General features: G+C 64.5%; 12 protein-coding genes. 10 read left to right on the forward strand and 2 right to left on the reverse strand.

Annotation, left to right across the window (positions count from 1 at the left end):
• Positions 1-144 precede the first annotated feature (144 nt).
• Entirely contained in the window at positions 145-1,785 is a 1,641-nt protein-coding gene (gene glpD / locus PSV38_RS16935; RefSeq protein ID WP_300549474.1) for a glycerol-3-phosphate dehydrogenase, read from the reverse strand.
• Positions 1,786-1,900: 115 nt separating this feature from the next.
• Here glpD and PSV38_RS16940 point away from each other — a divergent pair, with 115 nt between their 5' ends.
• From PSV38_RS16940 to PSV38_RS16970, 7 genes are all read left to right on the forward strand, one after another.
• The gene (locus PSV38_RS16940; RefSeq protein ID WP_300549475.1) at positions 1,901-2,722 is read left to right on the forward strand and encodes a DeoR/GlpR family DNA-binding transcription regulator; all 822 of its coding nucleotides are present in this window, start codon (positions 1,901-1,903) and stop codon (positions 2,720-2,722) included.
• 1 nt (position 2,723) lies between these two features.
• Complete coding sequence (gene glpK, locus PSV38_RS16945) at positions 2,724-4,223, forward strand: glycerol kinase GlpK (protein WP_300549477.1); 1,500 nt, start codon at positions 2,724-2,726, stop codon at positions 4,221-4,223.
• Positions 4,224-4,321: 98 nt separating this feature from the next.
• Positions 4,322-5,227, forward strand: a complete 906-nt coding sequence (locus tag PSV38_RS16950; RefSeq protein ID WP_300549479.1) for an alpha/beta fold hydrolase — start codon at positions 4,322-4,324, stop codon at positions 5,225-5,227.
• Positions 5,228-5,465: 238 nt separating this feature from the next.
• A complete protein-coding gene (gene dapA, locus PSV38_RS16955; RefSeq protein WP_300549481.1) occupies positions 5,466-6,344 on the forward strand; it encodes a 4-hydroxy-tetrahydrodipicolinate synthase in 879 nt (292 codons plus the stop codon).
• Positions 6,345-6,409: 65 nt separating this feature from the next.
• Positions 6,410-6,802 carry a VOC family protein gene (locus PSV38_RS16960; RefSeq protein ID WP_300549483.1) on the forward strand — a complete coding sequence of 131 codons (393 nt, stop codon included), beginning with the start codon at positions 6,410-6,412 and terminating at the stop codon, positions 6,800-6,802.
• A 16-nt stretch (positions 6,803-6,818) separates the two neighbouring features.
• Positions 6,819-7,508 (forward strand): YafY family protein, encoded by a 690-nt coding sequence (locus tag PSV38_RS16965; protein ID WP_300549485.1) that lies wholly within the window; start codon positions 6,819-6,821, stop codon positions 7,506-7,508.
• Between the two features lie 115 nt (positions 7,509-7,623).
• Positions 7,624-9,795, forward strand: a complete 2,172-nt coding sequence (locus PSV38_RS16970; RefSeq protein ID WP_300549487.1) for a right-handed parallel beta-helix repeat-containing protein — start codon at positions 7,624-7,626, stop codon at positions 9,793-9,795.
• Between the two features lie 49 nt (positions 9,796-9,844).
• Here PSV38_RS16970 and PSV38_RS16975 read toward each other — a convergent pair whose 3' ends face one another.
• Positions 9,845-10,192 carry a PEP-CTERM sorting domain-containing protein gene (locus PSV38_RS16975; RefSeq protein WP_300549489.1) on the reverse strand — a complete coding sequence of 116 codons (348 nt, stop codon included), beginning with the start codon at positions 10,190-10,192 and terminating at the stop codon, positions 9,845-9,847.
• A gap of 159 nt (positions 10,193-10,351) precedes the next feature.
• Between PSV38_RS16975 and PSV38_RS16980 the strand changes: the two genes are divergently transcribed.
• The 3 genes from PSV38_RS16980 (at position 10,352) to leuS (ending at position 16,030) form a co-directional block, all read left to right on the forward strand.
• Complete coding sequence (locus tag PSV38_RS16980; RefSeq protein ID WP_300549491.1) at positions 10,352-11,896, forward strand: IS5 family transposase; 1,545 nt, start codon at positions 10,352-10,354, stop codon at positions 11,894-11,896.
• Positions 11,897-12,404: 508 nt separating this feature from the next.
• Positions 12,405-13,160, forward strand: a complete 756-nt coding sequence (locus PSV38_RS16985; protein WP_300549493.1) for an Imm52 family immunity protein — start codon at positions 12,405-12,407, stop codon at positions 13,158-13,160.
• An 83-nt stretch (positions 13,161-13,243) separates the two neighbouring features.
• On the forward strand, positions 13,244-16,030 hold the full coding sequence (gene leuS / locus PSV38_RS16990; RefSeq protein ID WP_300549495.1) for a leucine--tRNA ligase: 2,787 nt from the start codon (positions 13,244-13,246) through the stop codon (positions 16,028-16,030).
• Positions 16,031-16,033 lie beyond the last annotated feature (3 nt).

Below are 16,033 nucleotides of genomic sequence, written 5' to 3' on the forward strand. Positions count from 1 at the left end.
GGCGAGTTTCGGACGATCCCCGCCCTGGGCGAGCACCGAGAGCAGTCCGCCGCAAAGCGGTGGACCGCCCCCGCAGGAGCCCCGCCCGCCTGCGCCTCATCACCGCCCCGCGCTCTCAAGACGAAGCACACCAAAGCAAAGCACTCAGCGGCTCATTCCACTGTGGTGAAACCCCAGCGTGCGCCCCGGCGCCGCCTGCGCCAGCAACCAATCGGCCACCGCCTGGCGCTGCTCAGGCGTGTAGTGCAAACCCAGCTTGCTGCGCCGCCACAAGATGTCATCGGCCGTGTGCGCCCACTCGTGGCGCTTCAGGTAAAACAGCTCGATCTCGTACAGATCGGGCGCCACCTCCTCACCCAGATCGGCCCGCGAAGTCACGCCGTCCAGCAGGCGCAAAACACGGCTGCCATAGGCACGCGTCCAGCGCCGCATCAAACCCAGGTCCAACCAAGGATGACGGCGACGCAAGCGTGACTGGAACTCGGTCATGTCCAACTCAGGGTGCACAGCCTCATCGATCAGATCGGTCAACTGCCCGCCCGGCAAAACCGCATCGGCCGTCCAGCGGTGGCGCAACTCGCCCAACTGGCGCCCCACCATGTCAGCCGCTTCTTCTGACAGCAAACGGAAGGTGGTGAGCTTGCCGCCCCACACCGTCAACCATGGCGACGGATGGGCATGCGCCTCCAGCCGATAGTCGCGCGTCACGGCTGAGGCCTTGCCACTGGCATCGTCCAGCAAAGGGCGCACGCCCGCGAACTGCCAAACCACATCGCCCGGCTGCACCGCCTGGCGGAAGTAGCGGCTGGCGTGCTGGCACAGGTACATCACCTCTTCAGGATCGACCCCCACCGCGCCGGGCGCCGCCTTGTGCTCCACGTCGGTGGTGCCGATCAGAGTGAAGTTGCGCTCATACGGAATCGCGAAAATGATGCGCCGGTCTTCACCCTGGAAGATGTAGGCATGGTCGTGGTTGAAGATGCGCGGCACCACGATGTGGCTGCCCTTGACCAAACGCAAATGCGCATTCGCCGCATCCCGCTTGCTGGATGAAGAAGCCTTGGGCTGCACCCCCATGACCTGCCTGAGCAAATGCTCGGCCCAGGGCCCACCTGCATTGACCACAGCACGCGCCCTGACACGGATGGTGTGCGTGGCCTCTTGCGTGGTCGGATCACGGTTGACCAACTCGGCCAGCCAGCCCCCAGGCATGGCCTGCAGCTTTTCGCAGCGGGTGCGCGGCAAGATCATCGCGCCACGTTCAGCGGCATCCATGGCGCACAGCGTCACCAAGCGGGCATCGTCCACCCAGCCATCGGAATACACAAAAGCCTTGGACCACTTCGCGTTCAAAGGCGCGCCCAAAGGATTGCCTTGCAGGCTGATCGTGCTGCTGGCGGGCAGGAACTCACGCACCGCCAGGTTGTCGTACAGCCACAGCCCCACGCGGATCATCCAGGCCGGGCGCATCGAAGCATCGTGTGGCAATACAAAGCGCAGCGGCCACATGATGTGCGGGGCGGAGCGCAGCAACAACTCGCGCTCGGCCAGGGCCTTGCGCACCAGCGAGAACTCGCCGTATTCCAGGTAACGCAGGCCCCCGTGGATCAGCTTGGTGGACGCCGACGAGGTGTGGCTGGCCAGGTCATCCTGCTCGCACAACACCACGCTCCAACCGCGCCCGGCCAGGTCGCGCGCGATGCCGACACCGTTGATGCCACCACCCACCACAAGGACGTCGCAGTGGTGGTCCGCCGAGGCAAGCTCTGAAGGGGGCGATGACAAAAGAAGCTTCCTTTTTCTGGGGTGACGTGCGGCGTGAGTTGTACGCGATCGTTCCCCACTAGGCAAGCGCGTTAATCTTCATTATTGTTGCTTTTTTTCGTTTAATCTGCTGGCGATGCCAAGTTCTACGCCCCCCACCAAGGATTCCGTCGCCGCCCCCGACCACGACGACTGGAGCCCCAACCCCCGCCAGATCGCGCTGCTGGAAGAAGTGCGCGCACGGGGCGCGGTCTCGGTTGAACGCTTGGCTTTGCGCCTGAACGTGACCATGCAGACGGTGCGCCGCGATGTGCAGCGCCTGGCCGACGCGGGCCTGTTGTTGCGTTTTCACGGAGGGGTCAGCCTGCCACGCGCCGCGCCGTCGGTGGGCGCCTGGAAAGAGCGGCAAGCCCTGCGCGCCGATGCGAAAGCGCGCATCGCACGTTCGGTGGTCACGGCCATTCCCGACGGCGCCAGCATCATGCTGGGCAATGGCACCACGGTCGAGGCGATTGCGCGCGAGTTGCTGCGCCGCCCTGGCCTGCGCATCATCACGCACAACCTGCACGCTGCCCAGGTTTTGAGCGAACACCCCGACTGCAAACTGCACATCGCCGGGGGCATCCTGCGCACCCGCGACTGCGCGCTCGAAGGCGACACCACGGTGGCCTTTTTGCAGCAGTTCAAGGTGGACATCACCATCCAATCCACCATGGGCATCGACCCCGACGGCACCATGCGCGACATCGATCTGCGCGAGTTGCCCGTGGCCCAGGCCATGATGGCGCAAGCGCGCGAATGCTGGCTGGCCACCGACGTGAGCAAGTTCAACCAGGCCGCGCTGGCCGAATCTGGCCGCCTGCACCACATCAAACGCGTGTTCACCGAAGCCCTGCCGCCCGCGCCCTTCCCGGCCATGCTGCAAGAAGCCGGTGTGGCACTGACCATCGCGCCCTGACATGGCCTTGATCCTCGCCCTCGACCAGGGCACCTCCAGTTCACGCAGCATCGTGTTCGACGAACACGGCCAGATCCTGGCGCAGGCCCAACGCGAGATCCGCCAGATCTACCCGCGCCCCGGATGGGTCGAGCACGACCCAATCGAGCTGTGGACCAGCCAGCGCGACACCGCCCTGATCGCCTTGCAACAAGCCCAGTCGCTAGGCCATGCCCTGAGCGACGTGCGCGCCATCGGCATCACCAACCAGCGCGAGACCACCGTGCTGTGGCGACGCGACACCGGCGAGCCCATCGCCCACGCCATCGTCTGGCAAGACCGCCGCACCGAAAGCCTGTGCGCCCAGTGGCGCGAGCGCGGCCTGGGCGACACCATCCGCGACAAGACCGGCCTGGTCATCGACCCCTACTTTTCGGGCACCAAGCTGAAATGGCTGCTCGACAACGTGGACGGGGCGCGCAGCGCGGCCGAGCGCGGCGAGCTGGCCTTCGGCACGGTGGACAGCTGGCTGCTGTGGCAGTTGACGGGCGGGCGCGTGCACGCCACCGACGTCAGCAACGCCTCGCGCACCTTGCTGCTCAACATCCACACCCAGCAATGGGATGAGGAGTTGTTGAGCTTGCTCGACATCCCGCCTTCGCTGCTGCCCACGGTGCATCCCTCCAGCCATGCGTTTGGCGTGGCCGAGGTGGATGGCTTGAAAGGCCTGCGCATCGGCGGCATCGCGGGCGACCAACAGGCCGCGCTGTTCGGGCAGGCGGGCTTCAACGCTGGCCTGGCCAAGAACACCTACGGCACCGGCTGCTTCATGCTGATGCACACCGGCGGCCTGGCCCAGCCTTCGGGCAATGGCCTTCTGACCACGGCGGCCGCTCAAGTGGGCCCGCATCCCCAATACGCTCTGGAAGGCAGCGTCTTCATCGGTGGCGCCGTGGTGCAGTGGCTGCGCGACGGCTTGCAAGCCATCAAGGCCGCCAGCGAAGTGCAGTCCCTGGCCGAGAGCGTGCCCGATTCGGGCGGCGTGATCTTCGTGCCCGCCTTCACCGGCCTGGGCGCGCCCTATTGGGACAGCGAAGCACGCGGTGCCATCGTCGGCCTGACGCGGGGCAGCACGGTGGCGCACATCGCGCGCGCGGCACTTGAATCCATCGCCTTCCAAAGCGCCGCCCTGCTGCTGGCCATGAGCCGCGATGCCGTCGCCGCCGGGGGCCACCCCGTGACCGAACTGCGCGTCGACGGTGGCGCCTGCGTGAACAACCTGCTGATGCAGTTCCAGGCCGACCTGCTGGGCATCCCGGTGGTGCGGCCCAAGGTGGTCGAGACCACGGCCCTGGGCGCGGCCTTCCTGGCGGGCTTGTCCTGCGGGTTCTACCAGGACACCGCCACCCTGGCGCGCTTGTGGCAAACCGACCGCGTCTTCCACCCCACCCTGCCCCGCGAACGGGCCCAGGCGCTGATGGCGCAATGGGAGCGCGCCGTGCGCCAGGCCTGCACCACCTGAGCCCCAAGGAAGACCCGCAGGCCGAATGTCGCGGGCACTTCCCTGTTGTCGCGCTGCCCCCTAGGCCACTGACCGGCGAGTCATTAACATCCGACCGGATGAACGACCACACCACGCCAACCAGCACGACCTCCTTTGTCCAGGCCCCCGGCGGCCGTCTGGCCCTGCAGCGCTGGGGCACCACGGGCAAGCCCGTCATGGTGCTGGTGCACGGCTACCCCGACAACAGCAGCAAATGGGAGGGCGTGGCCCACCATCTGCGCCAGGACTTCGACGTGGTGGCCTACGACGTGCGAGGCGCGGGCGAGTCTTTCAAGCCCCAGGCCGTGGCCGACTACAAGCTGGCCAGGCTGACCGAAGACTTTACCGCTGTGATCAACGCAGTCAGCCCCGACCAGCCGGTGCACCTGGTGGCGCACGACTGGGGCTCGGTGCAGAGCTGGGAGTTCGTCACCGAACCGGCCCTGAAGGGCCGCATCGCGTCTTACACCTCGTGCTCGGGCCCTTCGCTGGACCACGTCGGCTTCTGGATGCGCGCGCGCATGCGCCATCCCAGCATCTCGGGCCTGAGCCAATTGGGCATGCAATCGCTCAAGTCCTGGTACATCTATTTTTTCCAACTGCCCTGGCTGCCCGAAGCCCTGTGGCGCCGGGTGCTGGGCCGCCACTGGCCCGGCCTGATGCGCTTTCTGGAAGGCACCCACATCGAGCCCCGGGCATCACAGGCCGAAGACGGCGCCCTTGGCATCAACCTGTACCGCGCCAACGTGTTCGCCTGCATGATGCGGCCGCGCGAGCGCTTTGCCCATGCGCCCACGCTGCTGCTGGTGGCCAAGAAGGACCACTTCGTCAGCCCGGCGCTCACGGACGATCTTGAACGCTGGGTCCCGCGATTGAGCCGACGCGAACTGGACGCTGGCCATTGGGTCACGCTGCAACAGCCGCAGGCGTTTGCGCAGGCGGTGCGCGAGTTCATCAGCTCATTGGGTACACTGAAGCCATGAACGACACCAACATGCTTCGCACGACCCGGACCGAGCCCTCTGGCAAGGCAGGTTCCTGCGTGGCCCGGTCGGTGTCCAAATCCAAAAAACAGCAGCTCATCTGACCGGAGCCACGCTGTTCCGTCCAGATGAGCGACGGAACAGCAGCTGAAGTGCCCTGCATGGGCTCCCGCACACACTTTTCCTGAGCTTTTCTGAACGGCCCCTTCATGCGGTCAATGTTTCAGGAGAGTTCTCGATGGCTTCCGTTTTTTCAGGCATTTGGGTGCCGCTGGTCACGCCCTTTCAGAACGGCGCAATAGACCACGCGGCCTTGCGGCGATTGGTGGGCCATTGCGTCGCCAACGAGGTTCATGGATTGGCCCCGCTGGGCACCACGGGCGAGCCCGCCATGTTGGACGATGACGAGCAACTGGCCGTGCTCGACACCGTGCTGGAGGCCGCCCAGGGCCTGCCGGTGATGGTCGGGCTGGCCGGCGTGCACCAAGGCGATCTGATGCGGCGCTTGAAAGCCTTCACCACCCGACCCATCGCCGGGGTGATGGTGCCTGCGCCGTATTACATGCGCCCCTCGCAGCCAGGCATTGCCGATCATTTCACCCGCCTGGCCGACGCGTCCGCGGTGCCGCTGGTGCTGTACGACATCCCCTACCGCACGGGGGTCGACATCACGCTGGACACGCTGCTCGCCCTGGCCGCCCACCCCAACATCCAGGCCCTGAAGGACTGCGGTGGATCGCCCGACAAAACGCAAGCGCTGATCGCCGATGGGCGCCTGGCCGTGCTGAGTGGTGAAGACGCGGCCGTGTTCTCGTCACTGTGCATGGGCGGGCACGGGGCCATCGCCGCCTCGGCCCAGGTGCGGCCCGACCTGTTCGTGGCCATGTACCGCGCGGTGCAAGCGCAACGATTGGCAGACGCCCGCGCGATCTTCCATGCCTTGGCGCCGCTGGTGAGCACCTTGTTCGACGAGCCCAATCCCGGTGGAGTCAAAGCAGCACTGCACCAATTGGGCTGGGTGGACAACGAGTTGCGCCCGCCGATGAGCGCTGTCTCGGAGGCCACACAGGCACGCCTGGCCAAGCACCTTGAAACGCTGGCGAGCGCAACCTGCTGACACCACGCTGTCAGGAGCCCCTGGGCACCATGAGGGCTCCTGTCAACAACCCCAAGGAGCCTGTCATGAGCAATTCAACCACCGCCATTCGCCACGCCATCCACTGGTTTGAACTGCCGGTTCGCAGCATTGAGCGCACCCAGCCGTTCTACGAAAAGATGCTTGGCGTGAAGCTCAAGCGCGAGAACTTTGGCGGGGCCGACATGGCGGTCTTCCCGTCAGACGACGGCGGCATCCATGGCTGCCTGACGGCCGAACCCAACGCCCCACTCGACCACCACGGTGCCGCCCTGGTCTACCTGAACGCCGAACCCAGCCTGGACGCCGCCCTGCAACGCGTTGAAGCCGCAGGCGGCCGCATCATCACGCCTCGCCAGGAACTGCCCCAGGGCATGGGCTGTTTCGCCCACGTGACCGACCCGGAAGGCCGCCGCGTGGGCCTGCACGCGCAAAGCTGAGCACAATACCGGCACCATGCGCCGCGCCGACCGACTCTTCCAACTGCTCCAACTGATGCGAGGCCGCCGCCTGTCCACGGCGGACTGGCTGGCGCAGCGCCTGGAGGTCTCGGCACGGACGGTCTACCGCGATGTGGCCGCCTTGCAAGCGCAGGGCGTGCCCATTGAGGGCGAGGCCGGCGTGGGCTACCGCGTGGCGCGCGACTACAACCTGCCCCCGCTCATGTTCACCGCCGAGCAAGCCCAGGCCCTGGTGGCGTCGGTGCGCATCGCGCGCCACCGGCTGGATCCGGACCTGGCAGCCCAGGCCGACGAAGCTTTGAGCAAGATCCTGAGCGTGTTGCCCACGGACAGCCGCGCCGCCGCCGACAGCCTGCAGCTGCACTCGCTGTCACGACCCCATGAGCCGCTTCACCTGAACCGCCTGGGCCAGTTGCGCAAAGCGATCGAGTCGAAAAGTGTGGTCTGCATCCAGTACCAGGATGTGAACGGCCAGCCCACAGGCCGTTGGCTGCGGCCGCTGGCCTGCCTGTATTGGGACACTGTGTGGACGCTGTCGGCCTGGTGCGAACTGCGCGCGGACTTCCGCCAGTTCCGCATCGACCGCATTAAGCAACTGGAGGTGGGGCCGCGCACCTTCAAGGATGAACCGGGCAAGACGCTGGCGGACTTGTTTCGGCAGTTTTGTGAACCAATGCCCGATTGAACAGACCAGATGCGGTCATTGTGCTCAAGAGCTGGTGCACACCGCCCTGAGGCCATCCCCAGCGCAAAAACTCCGGTAAATTCGCGCCATGAATCCAAGTCGGGCGACACACAACATGACTTCGCGCTTCATCGGTGCTGCAGGCTTTGCTTTGCTCGCTCTCGCTCAGGCTTCTTTGAGCCACGCTGCCGTTTACTACGTGAACCCCGATTTGGGCAACGACACCAAACATGCCGGCACCAGCGCCACGGCGCCCTGGAAAACACTGGCCAAGGCGCGCGATGCCCTCGAACCCGGGGGCACCCTCTACTTGGCGTCGGCCAAGACCTTCACCGAGCCCCTGGTCCTGAGCACTGGCGTCAGCTACACCACTTATGGCGGCAACGAGCCCGCACGCATCTCCGGATTGCGCCGGGTGGACCTCGCCAGCACCACCTGGACCAAGGACGCCGCCTACCCGATCTACACGACCAAGCTCGCCCGCGATGTCGCCCCCACGGGCGTGTCGCAGGTGTTCATGGGCGGTAACCGCTTGATCCGTGCCCGCACACCCAACCTGGGCAAGGGCGACTTCAAGTCCGTGCCGTCCAGCCAGTTCGCCCGCGTCACGGCCGATGGCGACCACCTGACCCTGAACCTCAACCCCAAGATCGTGCCCGCTGGCGAAGAGGTGAGGGGCGCCACCGCGATGATCCGCCTGCGCGGATCCGACCTCGGGGAATATGACGTCGCCGACTGGAAGCCAGGCAGCTTCAGCAGCCTGGCAGTCAAAGCCGTGAGCTTCACGGAGGACTGGTACATCGCCCACGAGTACACCATCCCCGCTGGCCACGGCTACTGGCTCGAAAACAAGCGCTGGATGCTCGACAGCGCCAGGGAATGGCACTACGACGCGGGCACCCGCGAGTTGAGCCTCTGGGCGCCCAACGGCCTCAGCCCGCAAGGCCAGAACGTCACCATCGCCACCATGCCGAACGGCATCGTTGGCAAGGCCGTCGGCAATGTCACGGTCAACAACATCTTGGTCATGGACACCGCCTCCGACGGCATCTCCCTGGTCGCTTCCCGCAATGTCACGCTGGGCCAGGTCACCGTCCTTCGGGCCGGGCGCCGCGGCATCGCCATGGCCGGTTCGGCGAACTGCACCATCACCGGGGCCACCGTAGAGGACAGTGCGACCGACGGCATCTGGCTGGGCTTTTGGTCCACCTTGACGCCGCAGCTGCCCCCGGCCCACATCCGCCGCTCGGTGAACATCGACATCGAGGGCAGCAAGATCATCAACTCCGGACTGCGCGGTTATGCGCAAGCGGCCGTTCGGCTGGGCGAGGGCGGCCGGTTCGCCAACAACACGGTGCAGAACACGCCTTACATCGGCGTGTCGGCGCCGCTCAACAACATCATCGAGAACAACCTCATCGTCAACAGCTGCAGCGGCTACGAAGACTGCGGCGGCATCTACGTCCTGCAGCCTCCCGATGACCCGGCCAAGTTGGCCAAGGCCAGCCCGACCACCCCAATCACGCGCATCAAGATGCCCAACAACATCGTCATCCGCCACAACATCGTCGATGGCGGAACCGGCTCCACCGATGGCGTGCCCGAGGGCCAAGGCACCGACACACGCGGCATCTACCTGGACGACTACGTGAACGGTGTGAAGGTGCAAGGCAACTATGTGTCGGGCATGAAGCATGGCTACATGCTGCACACGGCCTTCAACAACGAGGTCAGCGACAACCTGGCCATCCGCAACCGCTCGAACAACTTTTTAATGCAAGAGCATGCCGTGCCCGACCTGAACCCTTCGAATGCGCAAAAGAGCTGGCTCAACGGGGAAATGCGCCAGAACACCTTCGCACGCAACGCCATGGTCGCCAGCAGGGATGCCGCCTCGGCCAAGCTGGCCATCCCCAACATCCTGCACATCGCCCACGGCAGCGGTGGCAAGACCCAGCAGTTCGGCACCTACGTGCAAAACCAATACGCCACGCTGAACCCCAACGCCGCCAACATCCTCGCCTACAACTATGGGGCAGACCAGAAGGGTAAGGAGGACATGAGTCTGGCCACGTGGCGAAGCATCGGCAATGACAGCCAAGGCGCCATGCGCCAGGCTGTTGAGGCCTACGGCTTCTACAACAGCTCCAGAAGCAGCCAACTGACGGTCAATTGCCCGACCACCGTGACAGCCAACTGCGGCAAGTTCATCGACCTGAAGAAGAATGCCGCCGTCAGCTTTCCACTGACGCTTGATGCCTGGAGCGCGGTCATCCTCGTCCGCTGAGGCTGTGCACACGCCGCGTGGCATCGCGGCCTGAATCGGCCCAGATCAGTCAGGACCGCGTCTTGCGCCGCCGGGCCACGGCCACCAGCCCACCCAGACCCAGAACCATCATGGCCCAGGTGGAGGCTTCAGGCACCGCAGGCGTCAAAGTGAAGATGAAGTCACGCGTGCTTTTCGAGGTCGGATCGAATGAAGACACGTAACTGGCGGTGGCGGTGCCCACGATCTGCCCCAGTTCATTGATGCCCGTCGCCTGGGAGAACACAGACTCTCCGACCACCACGCCGCTACTGTTGATGGCCCAGGCCGTGCTGATGTCAGCAGGCGAGCTCAAGGCCCCCAGATCGGTTTGTGCCCCGCCACTCCACAGGGCGGCATGGCGAAATGATTGCCCCACGACCACGCCCGACTCGTTGATGGCATTGGCCTTGCTGCCATAGTCGGCCCTGCAATTTGCCCAGAGCCCGCATGAACACTCATCTTTCGGCGTGAATTTTGCTAGCAATATCCCTTGATTTCGATACTCCCGTGGTTTGATTTCTGAGGGGTTTGCCCCATGTCGACGCCCGATTTCTTCCGCTGTCGGCTGGCCCAGATGATCGACCTGAAGCACCCACTGGCGGTGCTGGCCACGCGACTGCCGTGGGCCGCGATTGAGACGGCGGTGGCGCCCAAGCTGGCGCGATCGGCTCGACCCGCCAAGCCCGTGATCGGCCAGGACCTGGCGGGCGCCTTTGAGGGCGAGTGGGGCGGGGGCATCAGCCCGGCCGGTCGCCCACGGTTGCCAGTGCGCCTGATGGTCAGCCTGCTGTACCTCAAGCACAGCTTCAACCTCAGCGACGAGGAAGTGGTCGAGCGCTGGGCCGAGAACGTGCAGTGGCAGTTCTTCAGCGGCATGGACTACTACGAGCCGCGTCTGCCCTGCGATGCCACGCAGATCGGCCGATTCCGCCGCCTGTTGGGCGAGTATGGTCTGGAGCAGTTGCTCAAGGCCACCATCGACATCGCCGTGGACATCAAGGCCGTCAAGCCAGCGGACCTGGAGCGAGTGATCGTCGACTCCACCGTGCAGTCCAAGGCCATCGCTCATCCGGTGGACAGCCGACTGCTGGAGATCGCGCGCCACAAGGTGGTGGCCGCTGCCAAGCGTGCGGGCATCGCGTTGAAGCAAACCAATGCCCAGGAAGGCAAGACGCTGCGCCGCAAGGCTGGCGGTTATGCACATGCCAAGCAGTTCAAGCGGCTGCGCAAGACGGTCAAGCGCCAGCGCACGATCCTGGGGGTGGTGATGCGCGAGGTGCAGCGCAAGCTTGAGGCTGACCGCGCCGCGGTGGCCGCTGGCGGCGCACCGGTACACCAGCCCCACGACCCTAAGGCGCTCAGCGATCTGGCCCTGTGGCTGGAGCGCGCCGAGCGCATCCGCACCCAACAGCGCAACAGCAAGAACAAGCTCTACGCCCTGCACGCCCCTGAGGTGGAGTGCATCTCCAAAGGCAAGGCCCGCAACCCTTACGAGTTTGGCGTGAAGGTCAGCCTGGCCATCACCCACAAGCAGGGGCTGATGGTGGGGGCGCGCAGCTTCCCCGGCAACCCGTACGACGGTCACGTGCTCAGCGCTCAGCTCGAACAAACCACCAACCTGCTGCAGGACACCGGCCGCTCGCCCAAACAGGTCATCGTCGATCTGGGCTACCGGGGCGTGGACGCCGACAACCCGGGCGTTCAGATCATCCACCGGGGCAAGTACAAGTCGCTCAGCGAGCAGGAAAAGAAACTGCTCAAGCGGCGCCAGGCCATCGAACCGCTGATCGGCCACACCAAGGCTGACCACCGGATGGACCGCTGCTGGCTGCAAGGGGCGCTGGGCGATGCGCTGCATGCGCTGAGCTGCGCGGCGGGCTACAACATCCGCTGGCTGCTGCGGGCGATCACGCGCCTGGGCCTGAAAGGGCTTTTTGACGCCTTCTCGGCGGTGCTCGCCTATCTGCTCAGCCTGTTGCATGTCGTGCTTATGAGACCAATGGCGCTGGGCAGGCGTGACGGTTCAACCCGCAACGCTGCGCATGGGTTTGGACTGTCCATGTCGGTGGCGGTCGGATGAATTTTGCAGGGCTGATGCCATAGGGGCTGGTGCCCAGGGTGGTCGCCGCCGTGCCATTCCACATGGTGGCCTGGTTGTTGGCCTGACCCACCACAACGCCCGAATGGCTGATGCCATAAGCCGCCGAGTTCTGGGCCTCGGGACTCAACACCGTCCGGGTTGTGCCAGCGATCACACGGCACTTGACACCTACAACCTCGTGCGCATGCGCACATTGGAGCAAGTCCGTCTGGATGGTCGCGTGATGAGGGGAAAACGCCTCGAAATACCTCCCAACTCCCGCTGAATTGGGCTTGGAATTAACCCTCAGGCGCCAAAATCCGATTCCATCGCAAAAAAACCAACCCCCACGTCAGCAGCTGGGCTGCGCACGTTGGATATTTCCGCAGCCTGTTAGCAGCGATACATTTTTGTATGATGGCGACTTTGTGAGCGCTATGATTCCAGCCATATTTAATTGTCAAGTCCCGGCTCGGGATCATTCTGACAAAGATGAACATGGGTCAGCATGCCCTCCAAACCCCTTTTGCCCAAGCCTGACTACGAGGTTTCCTGTTGCTGGAGCAGCCCCGACCCGGATGGTCAGGATGCGCAGTGGTGCGCGCAGAAACTGGTCGGGTTCCTGCACGCGATCCAGCCGCATTGCCCCGCAGGCACCGAATGGCATTTCCTGGGGCCAAAGGATGTCCTGACGCCCTTGCCCGCCAGCGCGGACGCCCTGCGACTGGCCGTCTTGAACCCGGGCAACGGCGACCGCCGGGGGGTGGCGCCACACACGCGCTACCCGCAGGTCGGCTTCAGCGCGCTGTTCATGACCGCCAGCCGGGGCGGCGCGGGCCTGATCGTCAGCCTTGGACAAGGCCATGACAGCGGAGGGTCCAACCTGCGCTTGACCCTGCCGTCCCAAGGCGAGGCGGCCCAGGCCTGGTCCGAACCCGCAAGGGTTGAAGCCTTGTTCACCACCTGCATCCGCTTCTGGCAAGCCCAGGGCGCCGCCGTGCACCACACCGACATCCGGGACGAGGACCCCGGCCACCCTCTGCCGGTGTACTGGTTCGTCTACGACCGCGCCTGGCGTGGCGCCCCCCTGCCGACCATGCCTGCGGGCGTGCAGATCAAGACACTGGACGACGGTGGCCCCTACATCGTCACCACGGCCGAACGCTACAACCGCTTCATCGACGCCCACCGCGAGCTCAGCGACACCGCCCGGGCCACCCTGAGGCAGGCCGGCCTGCTCGCAAGCGGCGGCCCCTTCCTATAATCCCGGATTCCCCCTTCAACAGGCTGGAAGCCCGCACGCCACAAACCGGGCCGCTAGCCTGATCTTGTCTTTGCGGTGCCCCCATGAGCGACTCAGCCGAAAACCAAACTTACGACCCGTGCGCCATCGAAGCCCGTGCCCAGCAGCACTGGAACGAGCGCGACGCCTACCGCGTCACCGAAGACAAGAACAAGAAGCCCTTCTACGCCTGCTCCATGCTGCCCTACCCCAGCGGCAAGCTGCACATGGGCCACGTGCGCAACTACACGATCAACGACATGCTCACGCGCCACCTGCGCATGAACGGTCACAACGTGCTGATGCCCATGGGCTGGGACGCCTTCGGCCTGCCCGCCGAGAACGCCGCCTTCAAAAACAAGGTGCCGCCCGCGCAATGGACCTACGACAACATCGCTTACATGAAGAAGCAGATGAAGGCGATGGGCCTGGCGATCGACTGGTCGCGCGAGATCGCCACTTGCCAGCCTTCTTATTACAAGTGGAACCAGTGGCTGTTCTTGAAGATGCTGGAAGCGGGCATCTGCGAGCGCCGCACGCAAACCGTGAACTGGGACCCGGTCGACCAGACCGTGCTGGCCAACGAACAAGTGATCGATGGCAAGGGCTGGCGCTCGGGCGCACCAGTGGAGAAGCGCGAGATCCCGGGCTACTACCTGAACATCGTCAAGTACGCCGACGAGTTGCTGAGCGCGGTGGCCAACCCCGAGGACAAGAACTACCTGAGCGGCTGGCCCGAGCGCGTGCGCGTGATGCAGGAGAACTGGATCGGCAAGAGCGAGGGCGTGCGCTTTGCGTTCAAGCACGACATCACGGGCGCTGATGGTTCGCTGATCAACGACGGCCAGCTGTGGGTCTTCACCACGCGCGCCGACACCATCATGGGTGTGACCTTCTGCGCCGTGGCGCCCGAGCACCCGCTCGCCACACACGCGGCAGCATCGAACGCCAAGCTGCAAGCCTTCATCGAAGAATGCCAAACCGGCGGCACCACCGAGGCCGAACTGGCCACGCAAGAGAAGAAGGGACAGGCCACGGGCTTGTTCGTGAAGCACCCTTTGACGGGCGAGCAGGTCGAGGTTTGGGTCGGCAACTACGTGCTGATGTCCTACGGCGATGGCGCCGTGATGGGCGTGCCCGCACACGATGAGCGCGACTTCGAGTTCGCCAAGAAGTACGGCATCGCGATCAAGCAAGTGATTCAAGCGATCACGCTGGCAGCGCCTGGCGGTCAGCCAGGCTCAACTGAGGGTGCCCGATCTGTTCCAGAGTTTTCCACTGCTCAGTGGCATGAGTCGTACGGACAAAAGCTCACTGGCACGCTGATCAACTCCGGCAAGTACGATGGGCTGGCGTATCACGACGCAGTCAATGCAATTGCTGCAGATCTGTCCGCCCAAGGCATCGGCGAGAAGAAAACCACCTGGCGCCTGCGCGACTGGGGCATCAGCCGCCAGCGCTACTGGGGCACCCCCATCCCCATCATCCACTGCGGTGACTGCGGCCCCGTGCCCGTGCCCGAAAAAGACCTGCCCGTCGTCCTGCCCGAAGACGTGGTGCCCGATGGCAGCGGCAACCCGCTCAAGCTGCGCCCCGATTTCCTGAACGTGGCCTGCCCCAAGTGCGGCAAGCCCGCCCAGCGCGAAACCGACACGATGGACACCTTCGTGGATTCGAGCTGGTACTTCCTGCGCTACACGGCGCCGGACAACGCCACGCAAATGGTGGACGAGCGCACCGCGTACTGGATGGGCGCGGCCAACGCCCCTGGCGACCGTGGCATGGACCAGTACATCGGTGGCATCGAGCACGCCATCTTGCATTTGCTGTACGCGCGCTTTTGGACCAAGGTGATGCGCGACCTAGGCCTGACCAAGGTGGACGAGCCGTTCAAGAAACTGCTGACGCAGGGCATGGTGCTCAACCACATCTACTCGCGCAAAACGGCGCAAGGCGGCATCGAGTACTTCTGGCCGCACGAGGTCGAGCACATCATGGACGCCAGCGGCAAGGTCGTCACCGGCGCCAAACTCAAGAGCGATGGCTCGCTGGTGGACTACGGCGGCATCGGCACCATGTCCAAATCCAAGAACAACGGCGTGGACCCGCAAGAGCTGATCGAGCAGTACGGCGCCGACACGGCCCGCCTGTTCGTGATGTTCGCCTCGCCGCCCGAGCAGACGCTGGAGTGGAACGACTCCGGCGTGGAGGGGGCGCACCGCTTCATCAAGCGAGTGTGGAATCTCGGAGTCAAGCGCAAAGAGCTGGCTCAAAAAGCCAACTCTTTGAACAACACGTCTCTTTCAGACGCTGGCTCAGACGTCAAAGAGCTGCGCCGACAAGTTCATTTGAACTTGAAGCAAGCCAGCTTCGACTACGAACGAATGCAGTACAACACCGTGGTGTCCGCATGCATGAAGCTTCTGAACACCCTGGAATCTTTTGAGCCAGAGATCTTTGCAAGCGTGGAACTCAAGGAAGAAAATAGCGATCAGGTCAGAGGTTCCGCGCTGACAGAAGGCTTCGGCATCCTGCTGCGCGTGCTCTACCCGGCCTGCCCACACATCACGCATGTGCTGTGGGAACACCTGGGCTACGCCGCCAAAGTAGGCGACCTGCTCGACGCACCCTGGCCCGGCGTCGACGAAGCCGCGCTGGTGCAAGACGAGATCGAACTGATGCTGCAGGTCAACGGCAAGCTGCGCGGCTCGATCAAGGTCAGTGCCACCGCCGACAAAGCCGCCATCGAAGCCGCCGCCCTGGCCAGCGAAGACGTGGCCAAGTTCAGCGAAGGCAAGCCGCCCAAGAAGATCATCGTGGTGCCCGGCCGCCTGGTCAACGTGGTGGTGTAAGGT

The organism is Aquabacterium sp., assembly GCF_029946005.1.
GTDB lineage: Bacteria > Pseudomonadota > Gammaproteobacteria > Burkholderiales > Burkholderiaceae_C > Aquabacterium.

Excerpts from the sequence above, each read along its gene's own strand:
- PSV38_RS16960 (WP_300549483.1), top strand. The coding sequence starts at position 6,410 with ATGAGCAATTCAACCACCGCCATTCGCCACGCCATCCACTGGTTTGAA.
- dapA (WP_300549481.1), top strand. The coding sequence starts at position 5,466 with ATGGCTTCCGTTTTTTCAGGCATTTGGGTGCCGCTGGTCACGCCCTTT.
- PSV38_RS16980 (WP_300549491.1), top strand. The coding sequence starts at position 10,352 with ATGTCGACGCCCGATTTCTTCCGCTGTCGGCTGGCCCAGATGATCGAC.
- PSV38_RS16940 (WP_300549475.1), top strand. The coding sequence starts at position 1,901 with ATGCCAAGTTCTACGCCCCCCACCAAGGATTCCGTCGCCGCCCCCGAC.
- glpK (WP_300549477.1), top strand. The coding sequence starts at position 2,724 with ATGGCCTTGATCCTCGCCCTCGACCAGGGCACCTCCAGTTCACGCAGC.
- PSV38_RS16950 (WP_300549479.1), top strand. The coding sequence starts at position 4,322 with ATGAACGACCACACCACGCCAACCAGCACGACCTCCTTTGTCCAGGCC.
- PSV38_RS16970 (WP_300549487.1), top strand. The coding sequence starts at position 7,624 with ATGACTTCGCGCTTCATCGGTGCTGCAGGCTTTGCTTTGCTCGCTCTC.
- PSV38_RS16965 (WP_300549485.1), top strand. The coding sequence starts at position 6,819 with ATGCGCCGCGCCGACCGACTCTTCCAACTGCTCCAACTGATGCGAGGC.
- PSV38_RS16985 (WP_300549493.1), top strand. The coding sequence starts at position 12,405 with ATGCCCTCCAAACCCCTTTTGCCCAAGCCTGACTACGAGGTTTCCTGT.
- leuS (WP_300549495.1), top strand. The coding sequence starts at position 13,244 with ATGAGCGACTCAGCCGAAAACCAAACTTACGACCCGTGCGCCATCGAA.